Annotated in this window: 25 protein-coding genes; 2 read left to right on the forward strand and 23 right to left on the reverse strand. The window is 41.9% G+C overall.

What is annotated here, in order from left to right; genetic code table 11:
- Positions 1 to 2 precede the first annotated feature (2 nt).
- The 15 genes from EUBREC_RS13525 to EUBREC_RS13595 form a co-directional block, all read right to left on the reverse strand.
- Complete coding sequence (locus EUBREC_RS13525) at positions 3 to 1898, reverse strand: B12-binding domain-containing radical SAM protein (RefSeq protein ID WP_012743764.1); 1896 nt, start codon at positions 1896 to 1898, stop codon at positions 3 to 5.
- Positions 1899 to 1985: 87 nt separating this feature from the next.
- On the reverse strand, positions 1986 to 2288 hold the full coding sequence (locus tag EUBREC_RS13530; RefSeq protein WP_012743765.1) for a helix-turn-helix domain-containing protein: 303 nt from the start codon (positions 2286 to 2288) through the stop codon (positions 1986 to 1988).
- The gene (locus tag EUBREC_RS13535; protein ID WP_012743766.1) at positions 2278 to 2628 is read right to left on the reverse strand and encodes a type II toxin-antitoxin system RelE/ParE family toxin; all 351 of its coding nucleotides are present in this window, start codon (positions 2626 to 2628) and stop codon (positions 2278 to 2280) included. Before EUBREC_RS13535 ends, EUBREC_RS13530 begins: the two co-directional genes overlap by 11 nt.
- Before the next feature lie 71 nt (positions 2629 to 2699).
- Positions 2700 to 3815 carry a CPBP family intramembrane glutamic endopeptidase gene (locus tag EUBREC_RS13540; RefSeq protein ID WP_041254241.1) on the reverse strand — a complete coding sequence of 372 codons (1116 nt, stop codon included), beginning with the start codon at positions 3813 to 3815 and terminating at the stop codon, positions 2700 to 2702.
- A gap of 135 nt (positions 3816 to 3950) precedes the next feature.
- Complete coding sequence (locus EUBREC_RS13545) at positions 3951 to 4532, reverse strand: manganese efflux pump (RefSeq protein ID WP_012743768.1); 582 nt, start codon at positions 4530 to 4532, stop codon at positions 3951 to 3953.
- A gap of 37 nt (positions 4533 to 4569) precedes the next feature.
- On the reverse strand, positions 4570 to 7164 hold the full coding sequence (locus EUBREC_RS13550; protein WP_012743769.1) for a YhgE/Pip domain-containing protein: 2595 nt from the start codon (positions 7162 to 7164) through the stop codon (positions 4570 to 4572).
- Between the two features lie 93 nt (positions 7165 to 7257).
- Positions 7258 to 9342, reverse strand: coding sequence for an efflux RND transporter permease subunit (locus EUBREC_RS13555; protein WP_041254243.1), 2085 nt, complete (start codon positions 9340 to 9342; stop codon positions 7258 to 7260).
- 256 nt (positions 9343 to 9598) lie between these two features.
- Positions 9599 to 10168 carry a TetR/AcrR family transcriptional regulator C-terminal domain-containing protein gene (locus EUBREC_RS13560; RefSeq protein WP_012743772.1) on the reverse strand — a complete coding sequence of 190 codons (570 nt, stop codon included), beginning with the start codon at positions 10166 to 10168 and terminating at the stop codon, positions 9599 to 9601.
- Positions 10168 to 10398 (reverse strand): hypothetical protein, encoded by a 231-nt coding sequence (locus EUBREC_RS13565; RefSeq protein ID WP_022292855.1) that lies wholly within the window; start codon positions 10396 to 10398, stop codon positions 10168 to 10170. Before EUBREC_RS13565 ends, EUBREC_RS13560 begins: the two co-directional genes overlap by 1 nt.
- Positions 10399 to 10420: 22 nt before the next feature.
- The gene (locus EUBREC_RS13570; protein ID WP_012743774.1) at positions 10421 to 11011 is read right to left on the reverse strand and encodes an HdeD family acid-resistance protein; all 591 of its coding nucleotides are present in this window, start codon (positions 11009 to 11011) and stop codon (positions 10421 to 10423) included.
- A 39-nt stretch (positions 11012 to 11050) separates the two neighbouring features.
- Positions 11051 to 12004 (reverse strand): SseB family protein, encoded by a 954-nt coding sequence (locus EUBREC_RS13575; RefSeq protein WP_012743775.1) that lies wholly within the window; start codon positions 12002 to 12004, stop codon positions 11051 to 11053.
- Between the two features lie 52 nt (positions 12005 to 12056).
- Entirely contained in the window at positions 12057 to 12551 is a 495-nt protein-coding gene (locus EUBREC_RS13580) for an NUDIX hydrolase (RefSeq protein ID WP_012743776.1), read from the reverse strand.
- A gap of 160 nt (positions 12552 to 12711) precedes the next feature.
- A complete protein-coding gene (locus EUBREC_RS13585) occupies positions 12712 to 12924 on the reverse strand; it encodes a hypothetical protein (RefSeq protein WP_041254244.1) in 213 nt (70 codons plus the stop codon).
- Between the two features lie 164 nt (positions 12925 to 13088).
- Positions 13089 to 14132 carry an ORF6N domain-containing protein gene (locus tag EUBREC_RS13590; RefSeq protein WP_012743778.1) on the reverse strand — a complete coding sequence of 348 codons (1044 nt, stop codon included), beginning with the start codon at positions 14130 to 14132 and terminating at the stop codon, positions 13089 to 13091.
- A 77-nt stretch (positions 14133 to 14209) separates the two neighbouring features.
- A complete protein-coding gene (locus EUBREC_RS13595) occupies positions 14210 to 14494 on the reverse strand; it encodes a transposase (RefSeq protein ID WP_012743779.1) in 285 nt (94 codons plus the stop codon).
- Positions 14495 to 14658: 164 nt separating this feature from the next.
- Between EUBREC_RS13595 and EUBREC_RS13600 the strand changes: the two genes are divergently transcribed.
- A complete protein-coding gene (locus EUBREC_RS13600; RefSeq protein WP_041254247.1) occupies positions 14659 to 14949 on the forward strand; it encodes a hypothetical protein in 291 nt (96 codons plus the stop codon).
- Positions 14950 to 15558: 609 nt separating this feature from the next.
- Here EUBREC_RS13600 and rlmD read toward each other — a convergent pair.
- The 8 genes from rlmD to EUBREC_RS13645 form a co-directional block, all read right to left on the reverse strand.
- Positions 15559 to 16815 carry a 23S rRNA (uracil(1939)-C(5))-methyltransferase RlmD gene (rlmD, locus tag EUBREC_RS13610; protein WP_012743783.1) on the reverse strand — a complete coding sequence of 419 codons (1257 nt, stop codon included), beginning with the start codon at positions 16813 to 16815 and terminating at the stop codon, positions 15559 to 15561.
- Positions 16816 to 16845: 30 nt separating this feature from the next.
- Positions 16846 to 17949 (reverse strand): D-alanyl-D-alanine carboxypeptidase family protein, encoded by a 1104-nt coding sequence (locus EUBREC_RS13615; protein ID WP_012743784.1) that lies wholly within the window; start codon positions 17947 to 17949, stop codon positions 16846 to 16848.
- A gap of 89 nt (positions 17950 to 18038) precedes the next feature.
- Positions 18039 to 18971 carry a DMT family transporter gene (locus EUBREC_RS13620; protein ID WP_012743785.1) on the reverse strand — a complete coding sequence of 311 codons (933 nt, stop codon included), beginning with the start codon at positions 18969 to 18971 and terminating at the stop codon, positions 18039 to 18041.
- 185 nt (positions 18972 to 19156) lie between these two features.
- Positions 19157 to 21070 carry a beta-propeller domain-containing protein gene (locus EUBREC_RS13625; protein ID WP_012743786.1) on the reverse strand — a complete coding sequence of 638 codons (1914 nt, stop codon included), beginning with the start codon at positions 21068 to 21070 and terminating at the stop codon, positions 19157 to 19159.
- Positions 21067 to 21621: an RNA polymerase sigma factor gene (locus EUBREC_RS13630; protein ID WP_012743787.1), complete on the reverse strand. Its 555-nt coding sequence runs from the start codon at positions 21619 to 21621 to the stop codon at positions 21067 to 21069. Before EUBREC_RS13630 ends, EUBREC_RS13625 begins: the two co-directional genes overlap by 4 nt.
- Before the next feature lie 228 nt (positions 21622 to 21849).
- A complete protein-coding gene (locus tag EUBREC_RS13635; protein WP_012743788.1) occupies positions 21850 to 22206 on the reverse strand; it encodes a hypothetical protein in 357 nt (118 codons plus the stop codon).
- A gap of 79 nt (positions 22207 to 22285) precedes the next feature.
- On the reverse strand, positions 22286 to 23212 hold the full coding sequence (locus tag EUBREC_RS13640) for a hypothetical protein (protein ID WP_012743789.1): 927 nt from the start codon (positions 23210 to 23212) through the stop codon (positions 22286 to 22288).
- Between the two features lie 93 nt (positions 23213 to 23305).
- The gene (locus EUBREC_RS13645) at positions 23306 to 23767 is read right to left on the reverse strand and encodes a hypothetical protein (protein ID WP_012743790.1); all 462 of its coding nucleotides are present in this window, start codon (positions 23765 to 23767) and stop codon (positions 23306 to 23308) included.
- A 77-nt stretch (positions 23768 to 23844) separates the two neighbouring features.
- Between EUBREC_RS13645 and EUBREC_RS13650 the strand changes: the two genes are divergently transcribed.
- Positions 23845 to 25005 carry a serine/threonine-protein kinase gene (locus tag EUBREC_RS13650; protein WP_012743791.1) on the forward strand — a complete coding sequence of 387 codons (1161 nt, stop codon included), beginning with the start codon at positions 23845 to 23847 and terminating at the stop codon, positions 25003 to 25005.
- Positions 25006 to 25290 lie beyond the last annotated feature (285 nt).

Raw genomic sequence — 25290 nt, forward strand, 5'->3', positions numbered from 1 at the left:
TCTTAGTCCGTAAACCTTCCCGGCTTTTTACTGTTATCTACATACTCCACCAGCGCCTGGTGGTCAAGCGGGTCTCTCATGTCGTAGTGGAAAAGCGCCCACACCGGCTCCTTATGATACTTTGGCAGTTCATCCAGCTTGCGCATGTGCTTGTCAGGAAAAATATAGTGGAACGGCTCCACATGCGATAGCTTTCCATTCTTACAGTATGCATGTGTCATATGCTTGAATTTGCCTATATCTGTGGCCCACCTCGGGCGGCTCTTGCAGTTTTCACGATAGTACAAATCAAAGATGAGTGACTCCTGAATCATGTTGTAAATCTGCGCATTTTCATCAAAATCAGTACTATCTCTATCTATGGCATTTTCGTCAAAATCAGTATTATCTCTATCTCCGGCATTTTCTGATAATACCACAGAAGTTATAGCATCGCGGTCACAGCCATGCAGGTATAAAGCCAGAAACTCAAGCAGTATCTCACACCTTCTGATGCGCGAATGGCTCATTCCAAAATAGCCGTTTGCCTCATAAAAATCTCCAAGCTCCTGAAAAAACTCAAACGCACTGTCAAAGATACACTCCATGAGCTTCATCGTAATCTCAAACTGTCCGCTGTTGTAATACACCTCAAGCATATCCTCGACGCGCTTAATCTTTATCACATCATCAAACGAAAGCCATTTTGTGGACATAACCTCATACGGTGGCTTGTCATGGTAGACAATACCATATTCCGCGGCATGCTCAAACATATACGAGCCCTTGAGCACCTTTAAAAATCCCAGCTGCAGCTGGTTTGGCTTAAGCTCATAAATCTCATCAAAAGAACGCCCAAAGCTATCATAGTCCTCGTATGGCAGCCCTGCAATCAGATCCAGATGCTCGTGGATATTGTTGCCGCTTTGAATGAGCCTCACAACCTCCTTAAGCCTCTCAAGCTTCATAGTCCTGTGAATCTCCTTAATCGTGACCTCATTAGTGGACTGCACACCGATTTCAAGCTGTATCAGCCCCGGCCTCATATCAGAAATCAGCTCAATCTCCTCCTGATTCAGCAGATCCGCCGATATCTCAAAGTGAAAGTTTGTCACACCATTGTCATTCGCCTTTATAAAGCGCCACAGCTCCATGGCATGAGCATGATTGCAGTTGAAGGTTCTGTCCACAAACTTAATCTGAGGCACCTTCTGGTCTATGAAAAACTTAAGCTCCCTTTTGACAATCTCAGTATCCCTGAAACGCAGTGTCTTATCCACCGATGACAGGCAATAGCTGCACGAAAACGGGCATCCCCTGCTGCTCTCGTAGTAGATGATGCGGTTTGAAAAATCATCAAGCGTATCATAGCAGAATGGGATTTCACTCATGTTTTTGATTGGGCGTGGACTTGTAAATACTATTTCATCCGCTTTGCAGCCTGCGTTGTTCACACTTGTTCTATTACTTGTACTATTACCTGTGCTGTTTTTTCTGAAAGCAATGCCTGCAATATCACTCAGCTTTCTTTTATGCGCATAGTAACCACACAGCTCTCTAAAGGTATCCTCACCCTCGCCTATCATCACACCGTCTATGTATGGATTTTCCCGCAGAAATGCCTCCACCTCGTAAGACACCTCAGGGCCTCCAACCCATATCGGCACTGACGGACAAAGCTTTTTATACTCGCGTGCAATATCAGTCACATAATCAATATTCCATATATAGCACGAAAAACAAAGTACGTCGGGCTTCCTCTTATAAAGCTCCTCAAGAATGTAATCCTTCTGATTGTTTATCGTGTATTCCGCAAGCTCCACAGCATCCCTGTACTCCCCGGCACAGGCGCGCAGTGAGTAAACTGCAAGGTTTGAATGTATGTATTTTGCATTTATTGCTGTCAGTAAAATGTTCATGGTTTCTCCTTAAAAAATGACCCTTGAATGTAGACTTTATACCACATTCAAAGGTCTGCTTCGTATTATTGCAGCATCCGTTCAATTTTATTTTTTTAACGGCTGCATTGGTACAAATTCAATTTTCAACTGCATCCCCATTCCATGCGCAAGCCTCTTTAAAAGTTTCAAAGATGGATTTCTCGTTCCATTTTCAAGCTTACTAATATCCGCCTGATCAATGCCTGTACGTGCTGCAAGCTCCTTTTGAGTCAAATTATTTTTAATGCGCGCATCTATCATAGCCCTTATGACATCCATCTCAGGCTGGAGATCGTCCCACTCTTTTTTTACGTCAGGATTTTTAAGCTGCTCCTGTAAATAATCGTCATATCTCATATTATTTACCATGCCTTTCTATATAATCTCTTCTATATTTCTTAGCCTTTTCAATTTCACCAGCCGGTGTCCTCTGAGTTTTTTTAATGAATCCATGTGTCAATACTATTCTTCCTTCATAATAGAAAAAATATAATACTCTCGAAATATCTGTTCCTACCTTAGCTCTCAATTCAAAAATCCCATCACCGAGCGGCTTGCTGTATGGTTCTCTCAGCAACGTACCTTTTTCTTCCAATAGTTTAATTTCCATCAATAGCTTAGCTCGCATCTTAACATTTAAACTATCTAAAAAATCTTTTACCGGAATTTCGTCCCCATTCTCATAAAATTCAGCAATAAATCCACCCATAACTCTTCCCCACTATCTTCACAAAATATTATATGGTATTTTTACCATATTGTCAAATCAGTTACTTTAATTTACATAGTCATATTAACAAGTCTGTCATAAATGCCACTTGCAAACAGCACCATCATGCCAATCGTGCAGATTACCGACAGTACAAATCCTATTATCGATGTAATCATACCGGCAGTTGCTATTGCATTGTTATACTGCTTTGCCCTTTTTGACATTTTGGAAGCAAGCATGCCGACAATTCCAAGCCCCATCAGATAGCCAAAAAACGAGAAAATAATACTGCAAATGCCAAGCACCAGTGAAACCACTGCAAGCTTAGCGCCCTCCCTCTCGTCATCTATGATGGTCTCATTGTTGTAGAGCATCTCAAGACGGATACGCCTTGATTTACGCAGCATAACAAACATAGGAATACCGAGCACGACAAATGCGACACAGTTCACTGCTGAAAACTCATTAATCCTGTCAGCAGCTCCGCCTCCCTCAAATATTCCTGATGATAAAAGTCCGCCCATATCTACAACAGTATGGAAAATGGCAAGCATCCAGAAATTGCGTGTAGAAGCGTATATCATACAAAACAACACGCCCATGAGTCCTGCTGAAATAACCTGTATCAGACAACTGCTGAACTTAACCCCTGCGCCCATATTGGAAAAATGCATCAATCCAAACAGTACGCCTCCCAAAACTACGGCTCCTGTGATTCCACCTTTCGTCTTTGGAAAAGCTCTCAGCAGCAGATTAAACACCACTCCTCTGAACACCAGCTCCTCAACGAGCCCTACAAGGCAGACCGCAATAAAGAAAAAGATGATGTTGTAAAATGCCTTCACATCACCATGCTCACCCAAAAAGCACAAATAAATGCCTGAAACAACAGCATACAAACAGTACACTATGAAAAAACCGCCTGTGTATAAGCTTCTTGTCCATCCTGCTGCATTTTCCTTAAAAATATCCCACAGCCCAAATATATATGTGATGCCAAGAAAAATAACTAAAACAACTGTCTCCACAATAGCCTGCAGCAGATAATCATCCGCCTTTTCCATGCCCGGAATCAGTCCCAGAACTTTTCCGCTCCACTGCAAGGGTGCAATGAAAATAAAAACTGCAAGAATGGCAAATATTATATTGGCCGGTGCCGAAAGGTTTCTCAATTTCTGTTTCATAACTTTAAATCTCCTCATTTGCTTTTAATTGATATGAAAATATTCTATAGCATTTACTTTGACATTGCAAGCAAAGGATTTCATACTTCAATGGACAGCAAAAAAGCCCTGTTCCTACGAACAGAGCCCTATGCATTATTTTGCACTTACAAGCCTTACTATCACATCAATTCCAGCCGCCCAAAAGAGTATCGCCCCCACGATATATACCTTTGTCTTCTGCTCAAAACCGAAATGATATCCTGTGTAAATGCCTGCCACTATGCAGATGACAGTGAGCAGCGCCACCATTATCATAATGGTGAAAAGTCCGGTACCGAGGAAGCCGAATGCTATTCCTGCAAGAACCGTATAAAATGCGGTGATTCCTGCTATTCTTAGCACTCTTTTCATGTCAAGCTGCGCCTGACAATGCTCCTCAATCCTTTCGTTTCTTATAGCCTTTCCTATAAGCCTGATCCCCAGTCCTATCAGTATTCCGATAGAAATTATCTCTCCTAAAAGTGCTTCATCCTTCACCGAGTATTTCCCATTAAGAAAGCTTGACAGAAAATACCCGATATACATTGCTAACAACTGGCAAACTGCAACTATGAAGCAAATGGCTGTAAGCTGTTTCTTATTTACTTTCTGGATCAGGGATCCCTGACATTCCATCGCAACGAAAATCTCCAGTGAGCTTCCCGCCACGATTAACAGATATTCTATCCAGCCCATTTTTGCCTCCCATAATCTTTAAACATCCTTTAATTAATTATTTGTCGCTATCTGCTTTAGCATCTATTGAAGCTAATTTATATATGAACTTAACGCTGCCCGTCTGTCCATCAGCGATTGCTGAGTATGTCTGATATTCCTCACCTGCATCAATTACTGCCTGAAGCTTGTCGGTGAATGGCTTTAAGTCACCGTTGTATGCGTCGAGAATCTTGTTGATTCCTTCCTCATTAAACTGTACCATACCATCTGCAAGTGTGTGTGCACCCTCTGAAAGTGTCTTAGAGCCTGTTGTGAGCTGGTCTACACCTGAGACTATCTGATTTGTTCCATCTGCAAGCTGTGATGCTCCGCTGTTGAGCTGTGCATTGTTTGCTACAAGTGTGTTTGAACCGTCTACAAGCTGCTTGATACCGCTTGTGAGAGTTGGTACTGAGTTATACAATGTCTGTGTTCCATCTGCAAGTGCCTTCATTCCTGTTACAAGACTGTATCCATTTGCCTGCTTTTGATTAATAGAGGCTGCTACAGTCGCTTTTGTCTGCTCTGCAGACGTTATAGTAGCCTGCTCAGCTCCTGAAACTGCTCCTGTATAGGCTGCTGTTGTTGCTGCCTGACTTGCTCCTGTATAGGCTGCTGTTGTTGCTGCTAAACTTGCTCCCGCATATGCTGCTTCTCCTGCCGTCTGTCTTGCTGCTGTATATGCTGCTGTTCCTGCTGCTAAGCTTGCTCCTGTATAAGCTGCTTCTCCTGCTGTCTGACTTGCTGCTGTATATGCTGCTTCTCCCGCTGCAATCTTAGAAGCATCCTTGGCTGTTGATGCTACACTTCCAGCTAAGTTATTTATTATTGTATCAATCTGTTCATTGACACATGCTTCAGCCGCTCCGTCTTTCATTCCAACATTCTGGTCAAAAAAAGTCTTTGCTGAATCATAATCTGTGATTGCAGGATTTTTTTCAGCCATCTTCTGTACAAACTGTGCTTTCACACCACTCTCAATTACCGGCTTAATACTTTCTAATTGTTTCTTTGCTTCATTTGTTATATAGTCAGTTTTTCCGGATGTAAATTCCTGTTCAACAGCACTTGCTGCCTGATTCTTTATTTCAGTTTCCTGTTGTTTTACTGTCTCAGCTGCTACTGACTTAATCTGCTCCTTCTGATCGTCTACTGCGGCCTGAGCCTTTTTCTCAATATCTTCTTTCTGATCAGCTACTGTACTCTGTGCCTGTTTCTGTATATCTGTTTTTTGTAAGTCAACAGCACTCTGTGCCTGCTTTTGAATGGCTGTTTTCTGTGACGCAACTGTTGTCTGTGCCTGTTTTTCTATTTCAGATTTTTGAGACTCCAATGTGCTGTGTACCTGATCTAAAAGAGTCTTCTTTTCTGAATCAGTAAATTTTGCTGAAACAGTTGCATTAAGCAAAGCCACTCCATCATTCAGTGATTTTGCACTAGAGTTTAATGTTGTTATGCCATTAGATAAAGTAGGCACATTTGAATTCAGTTTATTCAATCCACCACTTAATGTACTAACACCATCAGTATATGTCTTAAGTCCACTCTTCAGTGTGCCAACTCCTGATGCGAATGTGCCGAGCTTGCTCTGCAGTGTTGAAAGTCCGTCAGAAAGTGTGTCCGTACCCTCTGCCAGTGTCTTTGAACCATCCTGAAGCTGTGTTGAGGCATCCTTTAAGTCATTTATCATGTCATCGATGTCTGATGTGTCAATTCCGTCTGTGCTTACATAATCAGATGCGTTTACCACGAAGGTCATGGCTGCAGGCATTGAGAAATTCTCTACATCTGCTGTCATTTCCATGTATTCAGGGATATTTACATCGCCATCGAGGTCTTTGTCCTTGATTCCGAGGCTGTCCTTTAAGCCCGGAAGTGCATAGCCGAGCACTACGCTTGATGAATCACTTACCTCAGCCTTGCCGTTTGTCACTTCGATATTCTCGAAGCCATCACCGAGTACAAGTCCTGTTACTGCTGCAAATGGTACGGAAACTGTCTGCTTCTCGCCGTTTACTGTCTCTGTATATGATGTGGTATTTGTGTAGTCAAAACGGATTTTGACCTTTCCTGATTTTCCTGCAAGATCCTCAGGTGAGATTTCTTTTCCATCGAGGTAATATGTAACCTTCTGTGTTACAGGTGGCTCCTCTGTTGCTGTGCCCTGATAGTAAATGTCCTTGCCACCGGCCTGCCAGGTGAGCTTGTCACCGCTTTGTGTGAATTTTTCCTTGCCCTTTACGTTCTCGATATCTGAAAGGTTTGAAGCATCCTCCAAGGTATCCTTTTTGTCTTTATTTTTAAGGTGATCTACTACGATTGTTTTGTTTACGTTGCCGTTTGCATCTGAGATGAGATATACGCTCTCGTCCTTGTCTGCATCGTTATCCTTCAATGATACGCTGTCCATGAGCTTATCTGCTATGTCATCAGCATCCTTGCTGCTTCCTGTTGTGCTGTCTGCCTCGGCTGTGACTGCGGTGCTGTTCTTCTCTGCAAAAACCGCTGTTGCTCCGATTCCTGTACCTACAAGTGCTATTGTGAGGACTCCGGCTACAACACGGACAATATATTTACTTTTTAACTTTTCTTTCAATTCTGGTAATTTCATGTCTTATTCCTCCTGATTTTATTTTTGAGGTCATATTTTTATGTTATGAGGGTCAAAAAGTATTTTATCCCTCATTTATGATTAATCAGATTACTAAGCTGTCAGGTTCTTATTTTTAAAGCCTGCGCTTGTGGCACATATTACTTTGTCAAAAATCATAAACATTGACGGAAGTATAAATACTACTACAAACATACTGATGATTGCGCCTCGTGCAAGCAGTATACAGATAGAACTGATCATATCAATGTTTGAATAAAGTCCTACACCAAAGGTTGCGGCGAAGAAACAGAGTGCACTGACTATAACTGAGTTTGTCGAATCTGCAAGTGCCTTTGTGATTGCCGGCTTTTTGTCCATTCCGGTGTATCTGTTCTTTCTGTACTTTGTGGTCATAAGTATCGCATAGTCAACCGTTGCACCAAGCTGTATGGTTCCGATTACGATGCTCGCGATAAACGGAAGCTTTGTTCCTGTAAATCCCGGAATTCCCATGTTTACAAAGATTGCAAACTCGATGACCGCTACAAGTATGATTGGAAGCGATACCGATTTGAATACAATCAGGATGATAAGGAATATCAATACGATTGATACTGCACTTACACGCTTAAAGTCTGTATCTGTGATAGTGATAAGATCCTTGGTACAAGGTGCCTCACCGATAAGCATTGCGTCCTTGCTGTAATTCTTTACTATCTTTTTAATCTCTGTAATCTGGTTGTTTACCTCATCAGATGCTGTCTCATATTTTGATGAAACAAGCATCATCTGGTAATCACCGTTTTTGAATATCTCCTTTGCCTCATCCGGCACCATATCATCCGGTATGGTAGGTCCGAGTATTGAGTCAAGCGATACCGCAAGCTTTACTCCATCGACCTTCTTTATATCATCTATCATGCTTATGCTGTCTGCCTTTGACATATCGCTCGGCGCGATGATGATATGTGTGGCACCCATAGCATACTCCTTGTCGAGTCTTTCATTGGCCTGCTTACTGTATGCACTGTCAGGCATGGTTCCTGCAAGGTCATAGTAGACCTGATCATGAGTGTATCCGTATATTGCCGGGATGAGCACTACGATGAAAATCACTGCAAGTATCTTATAATGATTTGTTACCCAGCTTGCAATCCTGGAAACATCAGGCATGAGAATCTTGTGCTTTGTCTTCTCGATTACCTTATCACATGCAAGAATCAGTGCAGGGAGAATTGTTACACATCCGATAACTCCGAATACAACACCCTTTGCCATTACGATTCCCAGGTCAAGTCCAAGTGTAAAGCTCATGAAGCAGAGAGCTACGAAGCCTGCGATTGTTGTGATTGAGCTTCCTGTTACTGAGACAATTGTGTGGGAAATGGCATGTGCCATGGCTCGCTTCTTGTCTCCGTCATATCTGTCTATCTGCTCCTGATAGCTGTGCCACAGGAAAATCGAATAATCCATTGTTACGGCGAGCTGCAATACTGCTGTCAGTGCCAGTGTCAGGTATGAAATCTGTCCCTGTATAAAGTTTGTTCCCAGGTTATAGATAATAGCCATTCCTATGCTTAGGAGGAATAACATCGGAACAATTATTGAATCCATTGTAATTCCCATGACAAGCATTGAAAGCAATGCTGCTATGATGACATATATAGGAGCCTGCTGCATAACAAGTGTCTTTGTATCTGCGTTGACCGCTGCCATTCCTGCTACGAAGCAGTGGTTTTTCACCATCTTATCCATCTTGTTGACGGCTTCCATTGTCTCATCCGAACCCATTGTGTCACTGTAGGTGACGAGCATGAGCTGGCTGTTTGCATCCTTGTTGTTGAATGCATCATACACCTCATCCGGAATTGCCTCTCTTGGCAATGTGGAATCAGCGATTGTTCCGTACCAGATGACATCATTTACACCCTTAAGGTCCTCTATGTCATCTGCCAGAGTCTCTATGTCCTGATCCTTCATATCCTCTAAGATCACAAATGACAACGCTCCGGTTCCAAACTCATCTACCATGATATCCTGACCCTTCATAGTCTCTATCTGGCTTGGCAGATAAGAAAGGATATCAAAGTTGATTCTCGTGTTGATAAAGCTGATGCCCGACGGTATAAGCAGTGCAAATGCAACTATCAGTATCAGCACACGATGTTTTACGACTCCTTTTCCAAATTTAATCATTAGATTCACCACTCTTTCTTTTATTCGTATTGAAGTATAAAAAAAAAGACCGAATAAATAAATATTCAATCTCTTCGATTTGTCATGTGAGATATACAAATCCATCAATTTGTATATCCGATATGACACATATATGATATTGTATTTGATTTCTGACACTTTTTCACAGCATTTTCATATTTATATGAACACATGCCTCTTTATGATTCTGCTTTATGAGCTTGCTTAAGCCGTCATTTTCCATGGCAATTGTCCTCTACAGCTCACTTAGTATATCATCCATTGAGCGCGTAATCAGATACATGTACGCCTCAGCCATCTCCTTCGGCTCAATATCATCCATGCCCTGGGCTATCCAGCCCTCCGTGATAAAGCACAACGACTGCGCATAATATGTAGAAATCACCTCCGGTGTGAGCCAGCGGTATTTGGATTTCTTTCCTGTACTCTTTTCGTTTATGATATTCATAAACATCTCGTAGACGCACTTCATGGCAATCTGATTAAACGTCACTGCACCCTCCAGCTTTAGTGCTTTCTTGTAAAAAACACTGTTTGCCGAGATATTATTGAGCATCAGCACAATCGCTTCAAAAATCATTCCGGCATTGAGCAGTGGCTTGATGGGCTCAAGCAGCTCGCTTTTGATAATCCACTCTATCAGCTCGTACTTGTCCTGAAAATGATTGTAAAACGTAGGGCGGATAACTCCGGCCTTGTCCGTTATCTCTTTAATTGTAATCTTATCGATTGGCTTTTTCGCCGAAAGCTCTATAAGGCTCTCAGCGAGCACCAGATCTATTGCATTCTTACCTTGCTGTGTCATTACTCATCAAACTCCATCGTGACAAAGTAGCCCTTCTCAGTCTCCCTCACATCCACGACATCGCCCTCACGGCTTTTGAGCCTCTCGCTGACCACGTAGTTTCCCGACATGGCAATCGCATGCTCTATCGTATAATAATATGAAGTAGGAAGCTTGCTCTCTGTTACCTTCAGATGGTCACCGACCTTGGTAAGTCCGGGTCTCTCCATCTTAAACTCCATCCGACGCATTCTGCCGCCTTTCTGTTACTGCTTAATTGTCCTCTTTTCTGTCCTCAACAAACGTTGCCTCAAACTCCTTTTGCTTGTTGTAGGCGCTCTCAGCCTTTGTGGCACGGCTTGTAATCCAGATATTGGATACTCCGTTGAAAATCAGTATGATACCGACAACAACAGTGGCTGTCTTCATTACATCAAATGCATTTGTCACACAGATTATTCCAAAAATCAGACTGATTATTGAAAAAATCAGGCCGACACTCCAGCCTCCGTAACCGTATTTTCTGGCATCCACTGCCTCAATAATGCTCCTGATGCTGTGAAAAATGAGCACCAGACCGATGACTATAGGTATCAGGCTCACCACAACCTTTGGCTGTACCAGAAACCATATACCCACTGCCAAAACCACAAGCCCCAGCATCGCTGAAAAACCATTCGTAACTATATTCAAAAAATAGCTGCACATATAGACCACTCCGATGATGATAAGCACTACCGCAAGCACATTGGCCACAATCGTGAGCACCGAAGCTCTCCATATGATAAACACCAGTCCCAGCGCTATGCAAAGCACTGATGACAGTAGAAAATCAGCCTTTATTCTGCCTAAAAACTCCTTCATACACGACCTCCTTTATATATCCTGCCCTACATTACTTTTCTAATTCTGTTCCTCTGCACTTTTCTTAACCAGGTCAAGAACAGTCTGAAGCTCAGCACCCTCAACCGGTGCAGCTCCATATCCAAGACGCTTGTAATCCTCTGTAATCTCAGCCAGCTCAGTAGTTTTATCGCCCTTCGCATCAATTACAAAATATCTGCCCTGTGACGCAGCATCATCCCACACGAGATAAGCACGGATTGCGCAGTTTGGAGCCATATCTCTTGTCGGGAAATCGACTCTGGTGACATTAAGCGTATCAGAAATCTGCATAGACATAACAGAGAAATCCTCCTCCATATATGGATACATACGCTTCTGCTGATATGCCTCCTCGTACAGCTCATCTATTAGCTTTTCCTTCTCATCGGCAAGTCGGTCCATGAACTCTTTGCCGCCCTCAAACATCTTTGCCGGCAGGAAAATATGCTCATACTGCATACGCTCAAAGATGACATACTGCTCTGCTGTCATCTGTACAGTCTTGCCCTTTGTCGGTGATGTAGGATGTCCCTCTCTTCTGGCCTTTTCCACTGCCTCAATCTTTTCTACAAGAGGCTTTTTGAAAATCAGATTGTGAGTGAACGGGTTGAATGCGATACCATTAATCTTTGACTCTTTATTTGCCACCATATTGTTGACTGCAAGAAACGGCATATTTACAATGCATGGTGACGGATGATCCTTAGAAAGCTGTGCCTTTGAGGTATAAATCGGCATGAAAGCCTCTCCCTCACCGTTTTTAATAAATAGCGGAATCGGCTTGTTGTTCTCTCCGACATTTGCAGGTACCAGGAATCTGCTCTTAGTGCATTTTTCAATGAGCTTATTGAGCGTCTCCGCCTTTTTGTCGCTTGAATACTGTGTCATCAGCGCCTCAACCTCCGGGTTTTGCACCTCAAGAGTGAAGGCCGGATCATCCTTTAATTTATTTTTGATTTTATTTTTATCCATTTATACTGCTTCTCCTTATATTAAATGCCCGGATTTACATCCAGGCATTATTTTAACACATTTCTTTTATCAACTCAACAATCTTAGTGTCTCTTGCTATCCATTCTTTATCAAGAAAAGCGCTGTTGGCCTTTATTATCTCATCCGGCGTAGCCCATGACAGATGATACTCAAGCCTTATCTCGCTGTCTGTCATCTGTGCTGCCACATGCTCGTCCTTCACATCACAGAAATACACGTAGGTGTGACAGTAATATATCTTGTCAGCCTCAAATATATCGCGCCTCTTTTCTATGACCTTTCCGCACTCCCTGATGCTTTCCGGCACGACAAGAAGCCCTGCCTCCTCGCGCACCTCCCGTGCCAGCGCCACCTCGTTGCTCTCGCCTGCATCGATGCCGCCGCCCAGTATCTTGTAGTAGCCCTCACCGGCCTGCTGCATGGCAAGCTTTCCGTCTCTGATAATAACCGCGCGCACCGCGAAGCGCTCAAATACCTCCATATCATCGGAATAATTGTGTTTGTCAAATGTATATAGCGTTCTCATGTTTGTCCTCCGTGTATTGGTATTATTCTACACCATTTGCACGTAAGATGGAATATGTTTTTCTTCATTAATACCGTTGATTTTACGCTTACACTCGCGACAACAAACAAACCGTTTCAAGTGTCGGAAACTTTTCCAAGGTAACAGTATGCTCATCAGACTACTCTTTATCCAAAGAAATACCATCAATTCGAACTACTTCCTTGCCATCTCTAAGAACCGGTATCGTAAATTGAAACTTGATATTCCTAATCCAATTACCATCTTCTCGTCTTTCTGGAAATATATCAATACGCTCAATAAATGCCTGCATAAACTGTTTCTTTTCAGCATCAATCTGATTTTTCTTAAGTTCATATACCCGAGACTTCAAATCTGCGATTGCCTCTTCCACTTCATCTATTTTATCATATTGGGTATCTAATCGTCTCTGTAAATCTGAAATTTTTTATCGTAATGAATATCTGTAGCATCCAGATTATCCATACACGAGTATATATGTAACATCTTGTTTTCTTCTTCAATAATCTCACACTCCTATTTCGGTAATACTAATGCCGAATTTTTCAATAATCCTGCAATAACAGAGTTGTATTTGGCTATTCCGTAATCCTCAACAATGCTTGTTATTCTAGCCCCGGCATCCTTGGAAGAAGCACCACACAGAAAGACTCTCTCATCCGCCGTTCCATAATCCAGCACGATAAACCGATCATGGAATATGCCACCAGTCTTCTTCATTGACAGTTTTACAGTTGGATATTCCTTACGGAAATCCGTATATTCTATGTTGTGAAGTTTATTATTCCCAACATTATCGCTAAATAAAATAATATTTACTCCTGTTGGAGAATTCTTAAGATGTACCAGCGTTCTTAAACCAATGTAATTATCAACCACATATATTGATGACTTTGCCTGCCTGTAAATAGACTCGTAAACCTCATCCGCACTACTAAATTTTGCATTAAACATAAGCCATTTTTCATCATCATCTGAAATAAAACTGTTCATCATATCCGCAAGTTCAGATTTCGTCACTACATCCTTCAATCCTTCTGCAACATCAGAAATCTGTTTTTCAAGAGATATCATATCAGAATTGATTTTGCTGATTTCAATTCTGTTATTTGCAGTCTCCATACTTAACTGAAGTAATTCTCTCTGACCGATTAAATCACGATTTTCTAATATGTAATCTTTCATTCTTTTGAAGGTTCTTATTAATGCCTTACTCTGTTTAACAGCCAATGGCCCTTTTAAAACAGTCATCAGCATATATAGTCCTTGCTCTGTAAATACATGAGGATTATATCTACTCTTACTGTTAAGATTTGCGGTCAAAAAATTTGACCGCAAATCTTCTACCTCATCATCCGTTAATTCAAACATAAAATCTTCATCAAATTTCTCAATATTATTTTTTACCTGTTGGTTGAATGCTTTTGTGGTATAACCATATATTTCAGAAAGATCTGAGTCTAAGATTACTCTTTGACCTCTGATTTCATAAATTCTTTCTTTCATATACTCTTCTGTAATTTCAATTACTGCAATCTCTTCTTTCTTCTCTTCTGCCATAAGATTTCCTTCCTTGTCTTGCGGTCACAATTTGTGACCACAAAATCCATACAACCATTTTACGCAATAAAAATGATCTACTCATCAACTTCCACTTTCCTCATCTTGTCATAATACGCTTTATACCTGTAAATCGTTCTCTCACTGACATTATTCCTTCTTGCAATCTCTATCATAGTCATTCCACTTTCATAACCGGCAACAAAATCATTGTAGATTGCCATCCATTTTGCATTATGCTTCTGCCTTCCGCTTAATTTACGATTTTTATAATATTCCAGTTCTTCGCGCAGCTCGGCGTTTTCATTTTCTAATTCTTCAATTCTTTTTAATGCTTTCTCAAGTGTTATTACCTTCTCCACTTCTTTGTCCCTCCGTTCATGTCATTTTCGTTTTGTCTATATTATATATTGCTAATCAGTATTAGTCAATTTGATTTTGTCATACAGGAACACTTTTCATATTCATAATACTTCTTTCTCATTTCTGCTCCACTTTCCGTACATAATTTGTTTTGGCAGCCAATTTGAATTATCTAGAAATCTATATTGATGAATTTAACGATAAGGGAATTCAGATAGCAAATGCTTTTCTTGATGTAATGAGATGCAAATTAACAGAGCTTGGTGCCGATTCTACTGATGCATTTGCAAGCATATTTGATAATTCACACATTGAAGCAGAACAATATTATATGAATATTCTGTCAGAAGATTTGAAACCGATTGTCTCTGACCTGCGAAATATTCATATGAAAGATAGCAATACCGCCAGCGACATTGACTATCAAAGCATGGTCAAAAATATCATTGATTAAAAGAAATATTTTCCCGTTCCAAACCGGCAAAGGAGCATCGGAAGTTGAGACGGAGGAATCCAAAATTGTAAAATCAAATTACTCCCTGTTTCTTCTTAGCCCTATTGTCACCACCAAAACGTGAAATCGGTGGCATAAGTTTATCTATGTCCGTTCCGGCTGTTTTGATTTCTCCATCCTTATCTCTAGATTAGATAAGATAGATATTATTCTTATCAGTCTAAATACTTCATTACCTTGTCCTTTGAACACTCCAAGGCGACCAAAAAGGACATCCCTTGACCCGTAATAATTACGGTTCAGGAATGTCCTTTTTACGCTTCTTTCTTCTCCGGTGTGCATTGTGGCTGTCTCGCATTTTTTGATTTAGGTAAATTAAAATTCTCTCCAACATCCAGTCCGCATTTCTTTTTAATCTGTGCAATATACCGCGAAGAAACCTTAAGTCCAGTCTGTTCCAACACATAAGCCTTTATCTGATTATACGTTGCCTTTCCTTTGAACTCTGATAAATCTATATTCTCTTAAGAGAAGTCAACGTTCACTTTTCTACTGTCGACCAGTCTCCGTTCCACTTCGGTCCGCGCTGAGCAAAGGTCCACCGGACCTTTAGCGCCCTTGGAAAGTAAGACAACAAACCGTTTCAATGTGGCTTGTAAATGGAAAACAGTCATATGGTGTTGCACGCTTCACTGTATATCCATGCTTTGTGAGATACTTTAAATCCCTCGCCAGTGTTTCCGGACCACATGACACATACACCACTCTCTCCGGTGACAGCTTGACAACCGATGATAAAAATGCCTCGTCGCTGCCGGTTCTTGGAGGATCCATTATGACAACATCCGCTTTCTCACCCTTTTGTGCCATCTCAACCATGAATTTTCCGGCATCGTCATTGTAGAAGCGGATATTTCTGATGTCGTTTCGCTTTGCATTGATGACTGCATCGCGGATTGCATCACGGTTTAGCTCGACCCCGATGACTTCACCTGCATTTTTCGCTGCTATGATGCCTATTGTTCCGGTGCCGCAGTATGCATCGATTATGCGCTCCTTGCCGGTGAGGTGTGCCTCATGAATGGCTTTTTCGTATAAAAGCTCCGTCTGTACCGGATTCACCTGATAAAACGAGCCTGGTGAGATGCGAAAGGTGCAGCCGCACAGCTTATCCTCTATGAAGCCCTTGCCATAAAGCGTGATGTTTCTGTCTCCGAGCACCATGCTTGTCTTTTTATCATTCACGTTGAGCACCACTGTCGTGATATTGGGATGCTTTTTCCTGAGTGCTTTTACGAAATTATTCTTCGATGGAAGTATCGGCGATGCCAGGACAAGCACTACCATTATCTGCCCTGTTGCATAACCCTTTCTTACAAGCACATGTCTGAGAAGCCCATAGCCGGTGTCCTCATCATAGGTCTTTATCCTGAATGAGCGGAGCATATCCTTTATGTCCCTTATTATCTCATCTGACTCCTGCTCCTCTATCATGCAGCTTTCTATATCCACCACATCATGTGTGTTTTTCCTGTAGGCTCCCGCCACAATCTGACCGCGCCTCGTACAGTCAAAGGCTGCATGAACCTTGTGACGATAATAGAGCGGATTTTTCATGCCGACAATCGGCTCCACAAAGCAAAAAGGCTTTAGCAGCTTTTTCATGTATGCCTGCTTGGTTTTTAACTGTTCCTTATATTCTACGCCCTGATAGTCGCATCCGCCACATTTCTTCGCATACGGACATACGTTATCGCTCTTTGCCCGGCTGCTTTTCTCCTTTAGTCTCGGCTGTCCGTTGGCTTTTTTGTATTTCTTCTCATTACGCGTGGGGTTTTCCCTGTAATTGCCTTGATTTCCCGCCATATCTGCGCTCCTTAAAATCAGCTGTGCTGATTACTTGCCGTATGTATTATATAAATACACATGATTATCTATACAGTGCCATCCGCTTGAAGCGCCTGCTGTCACACATATATATGTCTTTCCGCTTGCTGCCTTCTCATAGCTGACCGCACAGTTGCCGGACTGATTTACAAAGCCTGTCTTTGCACCGATTACCTCGCCACTTGTCATCCTGTCCTCTATTCGGCGCAGGAACAGATTTGATATGTTCAGGTTCTCCGGATGCTGCGGTGTTGCAGCCGTGCTATATGTATGATTTGAAAGTACTGTTTTACAAATGTCGTCCTGCATCGCTGCCTGCATGATGACCGCCATATCATAGGCTGTGCTGTAATTGTTCTCATCATATATGCCGACAGGGTTTGCAAAATGTGTGGTCTGGCCTATACCAAGCTCTGCTGCCTTCTGGTTCATCATATCGACAAATGCTTCCATGGAGCCTGCTGTATAAACCGCAAGCTGATATGCCGATTCTCCACCTGATGGCAGGATGGTTCCGTTAAACACATCGCGAAGAGGCACCTGCTCACCGTCTAAAAAGCCTGTTGTACTGCAATCATGCACATATGAATAATCTGTGGCTTCTCTTGTAATTGTAACAACCTCGTTGAGCTTGTTTTCTATCACAGCCTGCCTGTCTATTTCGGTGTTTTCATTCTCCGCTGCAGCAATTGCATTTTTCTCAGCCTGCTCTGCTGCTACAAGCACTGTCATAACCTTTGTCATGGAAGCCGGATACATTTTCTCATGAGCATTTTTTCCCGCAACAACTGTGCCGTCCTGCTCATCAATCACTACGGCATAAGAGCTCTCAAGCTCATCTCCGATTGCTGCTGTAGCATCAGACTCCTTTGGTGCAAAGAGCTCCTTTGCTTCCTCTGTCTCACTTACCTGCTCAGTCACACCGGTCACATTTTCTGTGGCCGTTCCTGTGTCTTTTGCCTTATTACTGTCTTTTTTTGTTTTATTAAAGCACGATATAACTATTATAATCGCTATAACGACTATCACAGCCACTATTCCTACAAGCTTAATCTGTGAAGCTCTTGTATTTTGTCTGCGGCGTCTGTAATTTTTTCTGCTATTATTTCTCATATCCAATCCCTGTCTCGTTGTAACTATTCATCCCACGCACATTCGCAAAACCACACTTGAATAATCACATTTCATTTTTATACTGTAACCTATTTAGTATACTCCCTATCCGGAAGCTGTGCAATAATTATCGCAATAAACATGAGCACACATCCAAAAATTTCTCTGCCACCTAGCATCTGGCCCAGCAGAATCCATCCTGCAATCACAGAAACCACCGACTCAAGACTCATCGCCACCGATGCCACCGCCGGGTTTAAGCCCTTTTGTCCGACAATCTGCAGCGTATAGCCCACTCCGCTTGAGAAAATACCGGCATAGAGAATCGGAATCCATGCATCCCATGTGCAAAGCGACTGTGCCCACTGTGCTAAGCCGCCGGCAGACGGTCCCATATCTGTAAAAATCATCACTATACATGAGCCAAGTCCGGTGACAAAAAACTCAATACATGAGAGTCTGACCGCATCTACATGTGACACGAAATGGTCAATCACAAGTATCTGTATCGCAAAGCACAATGCCCCTGCCAACAGGAGCAAATCCGAGCCACTAAGTGAAAATGTCCCATTCATACACAGAAAATACATGCCTATCAGTGCAATAAATACACCTATCCATATTTTGACTCCGCATTTTCTTTTAAGGAAAATCCCTAGTATAGGCACCATAAGTATATATGTAGCTGTAAGAAATCCTGCCTTGCCGGATTCTGCGCCCATGCTGATTCCAAGCTGCTGCAGGTTGCTCGCAAAGAAAAGTGCTATTCCACAACAGCTTCCGGCTATCCAAAGCTCTTTCTTTTGCTTTTTGCTTTCAGGTCTGTTTACCGTCAGCTCTTTCTTATCCAGTATTTTTATGACCGGCAGAAGGCAGAGCGCACCAATAAGGAAGCGGATGCCGTTGAATGAAAATGCTCCAACTGCATCCCCTCCCTTTGACTGCGCTACAAAGGCTATTCCCCAGACTATATCTGCCAAAAACAAAATAAAGACATGTCTTGTCTTTGAGGCTGTATTCATTATAATAGTTCCTCCGTGTTATTAAAATCAGAGATATTATATCACCGACTGCCTTAAATTGCATACTTAAATATGCTGTTACATATCGTTTGTATATGAAATTATACAAAAAACAGGCGGCAAACACCCTCTTTGGGTATTCGCCGCCTGTCTTTATATCTTATTGCGTAACACTATTATTTACGCTATTCTGCCAGCTTAAAATGCTTTATCTCTCCGTTTCCTGCCACATAGAAATCATTATCCTTGTAAATGCCTCTGTAGCCTTCTGTATTTTTATAGGTCAGTGCCTGCTGCTCCAAAAGACTAAAGCCGTTTTCACTGTCATACGAATACAGATAGTAGTCATTCGCAGTAAATCCTATCATATTTTTCTCCGGGTCAGCAAGAATAGCCTTGTAGTTGTATACAAACTCATTACTCCAGCTCTCAGAACTGTCGATAAGCTTCTGGTTCACCTCAACCGGCTTTGTCGGATCGCTCACATCAAACATAGTAAGCTTTATCTTACTCTGCTGCGAATCACCATAGCCTATTCCAAGTACGTGCGTATCATCCCACATATGCAGATATTCAGAAAATCCACTCACCTCAAGCTCTCCCAAAAGCTTTGGCGCTGTCGGGTCGGATATATCTGCCACAAAAAGAGGATCTGTCTGCCTGTATGTGATGAAATATACATATTTTCCGACGAAACGGGCTGCATAGATGCTCTCCCCACGCGCAATCTCATTTATCACACCGACCTCATTCATATCCTTATCCAGCACATGAAGCGAATTGACAGGCTGGCTGCCGGTATTTGAGGTTGGAAGCACATACAGATAACCTCCCTGCTCATTTATTGCAAATTTATCGTTAAGATAACCATTCACTGAAGTCGTCTCCCCGGTCTTCATCACTCCATCCTCAAACGAAAGTTTGCTGATTTTGGTAAGCTCACGGCTTGCACCCCAATCGGAATGATACAGATACATAGCATTGCCAGAAACGTACACCTCTCCGCTATTATTCATAATGCATTTTGCATCTATCGTCTTATCAGGTTTATCCACATCAAAGCTCGAAATAACTGTGCCTGAGTATGTATCCTCTCCTATATAGAAGCAGTCATAGCTTATCACTTTGCCATTTACCTGAGGCACCCATTTCTCCAGATTATCCTCCTGCAGTGCCACATTTTTATTCATATCGGAGGTCTTTATATATGTGTCTGAAAAAACATATACCGTATTGCCGATTTTGCGCGATGTATTGTAAAATCCATCCTGACGCGCTTTACCTATAAGCACCGGTTTCGTCGGGTCAGCTATATCATAGCTATAGCATATAGTCTCATCCTTATCGCCTGTGTGGTTTGATATAATAAGCATTTTTCCGTCACTGATATAAAGCTCCTCTACAGTATCTGACGGTACCTCAAAATCAGGACGAAACAGCGTCTCTTCCCCAGGCTTTCCCTTTGAAATATCCGTAATGGATATCTGACCATCCTCGACCATGTAAATGTATTTTCCGTCCGTCTTTACCACATCACTCTCATCAACGCCCTCTGTCATCACGTTGGTTGTTGAATACTCTGTATTGGCTGCCGACTCCTGTTTATTTGTAGACGATGCATCAGACATAATGCCTGTTACATCCGCACCCTCCAACAGCTCTCCAAATGCGGTATCCCTTATGGAAGCCTCTGCTTTTTTTACCACATCATACAATTTCCCGTAATCAGAGGCCGCTTCATAATCCCCAAGCTTTGCGCCGCTCTTTATCCCCGCATAGACATTATTCTGTGCATTATTCTGTGAAATCACATTTGCAGTTTTTGTTTCCAGCTCATCTATACGGTTATTAAGCCACACAACCTCCGTGCCTAAGACTGCAACAACAAGGACTGCCGCCACTGTGGCAAGCGCTTTTGCTGCCCGTGCAAATTTTTTGTGCTTTTTCCTGTTTTTGTCTTCTTTTCCGCCGTGATGGGTTTCATGATTTTTTACATAAATTTCATCACTGTACCCGGCCGATTCTCCGGTCGGCTGCGCTTCTTCAATTATTTGGTCATCGATGTAATTTAAACCATCAAATAAATCCTTTTTCGTCATAGATATACGCCCTCCTCATCCAGATATTTTTTAAGCTCTGCCCTTATCCTGAACAATGTGGTCTTTACGCTGCTCTTGCTCCTGCCGCTCATATCTGCCAGCTCATCAATCGTCATGCCATACCAGTAGCGTCTCACGAAAAGCACTCTCTTTTCCGTCTCCAGTCCGTTCAGAAAATCCGATAAACACCTTCCAATGTCCGACAGCTCGCCCTCGTATTTTGCATTGCTGTCTGCAAGGCACTCCTCAAGCTCATCAAGCATACAGTTCATGTTGGAATTTCTCTTTGAAGCATTATTCCAGTCAATCCTGTCGCAGACGATATTGCGGCATACCCTGTAAAGCCAGGAAAGGAAACGCATAGGGCGCTCCGGCGGTATCTTGTTCCATGCTGCTATGTATGTGTCATTTACGCATTCCAGTGCATCCTCATGTGCTATCATCGTGTCTGCAAACCGGGTAAGCTTCGCTCCGTACATCTGCGAGGTCGCACTGACAGCCTGCTGGTTGCGATCAAAATACATATCAAGTATCTGTTCCTGTGTGTACATTTTCCACAAACCTCCCTTCTATCTATTATGTAGGATTTTGTTTGGTGGGGGTTACATCTCATCATAAATTCTTTAAAATTTCCCTTATGTAAACTTTAAGCCTAGCCTCTAGGAAATAAAGCTTATAGTGCTGAATAATTGAATTGTATCATATTTAGTCTTAGTTTAAATATCAAAAAAGGAAGATTCTCCTTAGAATCTTCCTCATATGAATTCAAATAGTAATATTTAATTGTTCTTCTTTGCCATAACCAGTGCAACTACCGCAAGAACTGCATTTATCAGACACCAGCCTGCCCATATAGCCAGATCTGAAAAACTTCCATAACCCGCAAATCCGATAATTGCTGCCAATCCAAAGAGTACTATGAGTGCGATATTCCCACCCTTGCCTAACGATTTTCTCGTAGCGATTGAAACAATTCCACCTGCAAGCATAAGAATTGCCACAATTATTCCTGCACTTCCTGATGCCTCACCATTGGCCTCCAATGCATTAGATACTCCTGCAGCGCATGACTGAAATGATACAAAAACAAATAAAATTATTGATAAAATACCTGAAACTAATTTCCAAACCTTCATGATGAATTTCTCCTATCTATTTAAATATTGCGTAGCTCTACTGTTTAATAATCATACTTTCATATGATGTTTAAATTATTTACTGTGCCGTAAATGTTATCGCATCTGAATCCGCTATTGTATCATAGCTCTCAGCATTGTATATATGGAATTTAAGCTCCACCTGATCAACCGACGTGATTCCGTTTGCCTCAAGATCACTTGACATAATGGTTATATCATCTATCGACTTCTTTCCGTCATAGACTGTGGTTGAAAACAGCGGTGTCATCATATATCCATTGATAGACATGTTGTCCACGTTTATTCCTACATTCTGACCTGAGGTGTTTTCGATGTAAAGTAAAATTGCTGTTCCCCAGAAGGAATTTTCATCAACTGTTTTTCCAACAATCCTTACCCCATTTGCATTGTAAAGCTCCTGTCCCTCATCGTTTGGTGTCGTATCCATGTTTGCAAATTCAGAAGTCTCAAGCTTTGAATATACATTCTTGAAAAGATTATCCCAGTTTGAATCGTATGCGTGGAAATACATCTCAATTTGTCCTACTGTATCTATTCCGGCTGCTTTAAGCTCTGTTGACGATAAATACATAACCTCATTCGACTTTTTTCCTGCCGCAACATCCGCGCTGAACAGATCTGTGATCATATAATCGTTCACGATTAATGCATCACAGCCTATTGTATAGTCCTTGGCCGAATTATTTTCAACCAGAAGCTTAATTCCATCTCCCCATATGCTGTCCGTCACGTATTCAGTCGCAGTTATTTTGATGCCATCCTGGTCTACAAGCACCTGCTCATTGATGCTCTCATCTGCTGATGCCTGATCTGCACCGCCTCCATTAGTTCCGCTGCTCTCTGCGCCTCCACCGGTCTCTGTTGCGCTTCCCGGTGCAGCTATGCTCTTTTTTTGCCCTGTGTCCGAACTGCATCCAAATAATGTAAAAGTGATTGCTGTGATGCTCAGTACAAGAGCCAGTAAATTAGTTCTTTTTTTCATGGTTAAGTCCTCCTCTGTAAATTGTAGGACTATTATACCATCACAGTATGAATACCGTTCTCCCCGCAGCGGTGGTAAAATTATATCCTAAACTTACTCCTGCACTCCACTTGTCCTGAGCATTTCCATGCCTTTTTTGCTGAGTAATTCGTTCACCTCTATGATTCCGCCCGGACGGTCCTTAAAAATAAGCATAAGAAGAGCATCTCTCGGGATTTTTGCATAGAGCTGTGGCATCTCGTATTTTCTCAAGGCTCTCTGGGTCTGCTCTAATGTAAGCTCTGCAGCATAACATATCCTCAGGATAATATCCCTCTGCCTGGTATGTTTTTCGCCTGACAGAAGCTTGTAGCCGTATTTTTCCGGAATATCAGCCTTCAAAAACACCATCTGCTGTGTTATTTTCTTTTCCTTAAGCAAATCCTTTATGTACTCTGAAAACGCATTTTGCTCTGGATCCATGCTGCCTTTCTGCTCAACACAAAATTTATCAAAATCAGATATATGAGTTTTTCCAAGGATATCATCCAATTCTTTTGTATTTTTTTGCTTCATAAATTTCTCCTATCTGTTATACTTGTACTTGTAACTATTCCTACCTCATTAGCGATACCTGAAAGGATACATGCACCATGAGCGATTACAAAATAATCTCAGCCTTAAATGAAGAACACAAGGTTTATCTGGTTCAATCTGTGCTTTCCGGCAATCTTTATGTCCAGAAAATCCTTGATGTATACAATATGCGCGTGTACGAATACCTTTATCGCAATCCTGTGGCCGGTATTCCGCGCCTTATCAATTACTATGAAGATGGCAACCAGCTTATCGTAATCGAGGAGTATATAAGCGGAACCTCCCTGCAGGAAAAAATAGACAACTCTGACCTTAGTGTTTCCGATATCAGAAGCTACATGATTATGCTCTGCAATATACTTGAAGCTCTGCACTCGATGACTCCGCCTATAATCCACCGCGATATAAAGCCGTCAAATATCATAATCACCAGTTATAACTATGCAATGCTTTTAGATTTCAATGCCGCAAAACAATTTTCCGGACAAAACGAGTCTGATACCGTGCTTATCGGCACTCCCGGATATGCAGCTCCCGAGCAGTATGGCTTTGGCTCTTCATCTCCGAAAACAGACATATATTCTCTCGGTATAGTACTGCGCGAAATGCTTGGCAGCATCACTCCGGTTCCCGACATTGCTCCAATTTTGCACCAGCTTAACCTGATTGCAGAAAGATGTACTCAGATGACACCAGCCGCAAGATACCAGTCTGTGGCAGAGTTAAAAAATGCCGTATCGCAGTCATATTATCCTGCGCAGCACAGCACTTCTGCTGCCGGTAATTCAAGTCAATATGCACACCATAACCATGATAATGCAAACAATGCAACCAATGCCAATGCCGATACTGCTAAACGAGCTATCCACGACAGTGCTTCCCGTTTTCTCCCACCCGGATTTCGCACGAGAACTCCATGGAAAATGCTGCTATCCTCAGTCGCATATCTGTTCATAATATGGCTTTGCCTGTCATTGGAATTAGAAAATACTTACGGAGCAAAGCTGTGGCTTGAAAGAATTTTCTGCCTCGGTATGTTCATATTTGCGATTTTCTGTGGCTTTAACTATCTCAATGTACAGAATATACTGCCGCTTTGCAAGAGCAAAAACCGCTTCATGCACTATGTCGGCATAATACTGCTTGATGTGGCAGTGATTTTTGCTCTATTTGTGATTATGTTCATTATAGAGTCTGTTGCATTCCCTATAAAATGATTTTTTATATCATAGCACATAAAAATAAGCCATGTTCTCACCGCTGTGGTGGTAACATGGCTTATATATTATTTTTTCAGTTGATTTTGTTAATATCTTTTCTTTTTGTTCATCTGTCCACTCATAATCATAAGTCTCATTAATTACTTAGTTTTATCTGAATAATTCCAGCGTCCACTATATCACCAATTTCATAATTTTCCACATCAACTACTATTATTTTAATGGCCACTGTTTTGTAAGCCTTATGCTGTGTATACAACTATGAAATCTCCAAAACTACTA

This window comes from Agathobacter rectalis ATCC 33656 (assembly GCF_000020605.1).
GTDB lineage: Bacteria > Bacillota > Clostridia > Lachnospirales > Lachnospiraceae > Roseburia > Roseburia rectalis.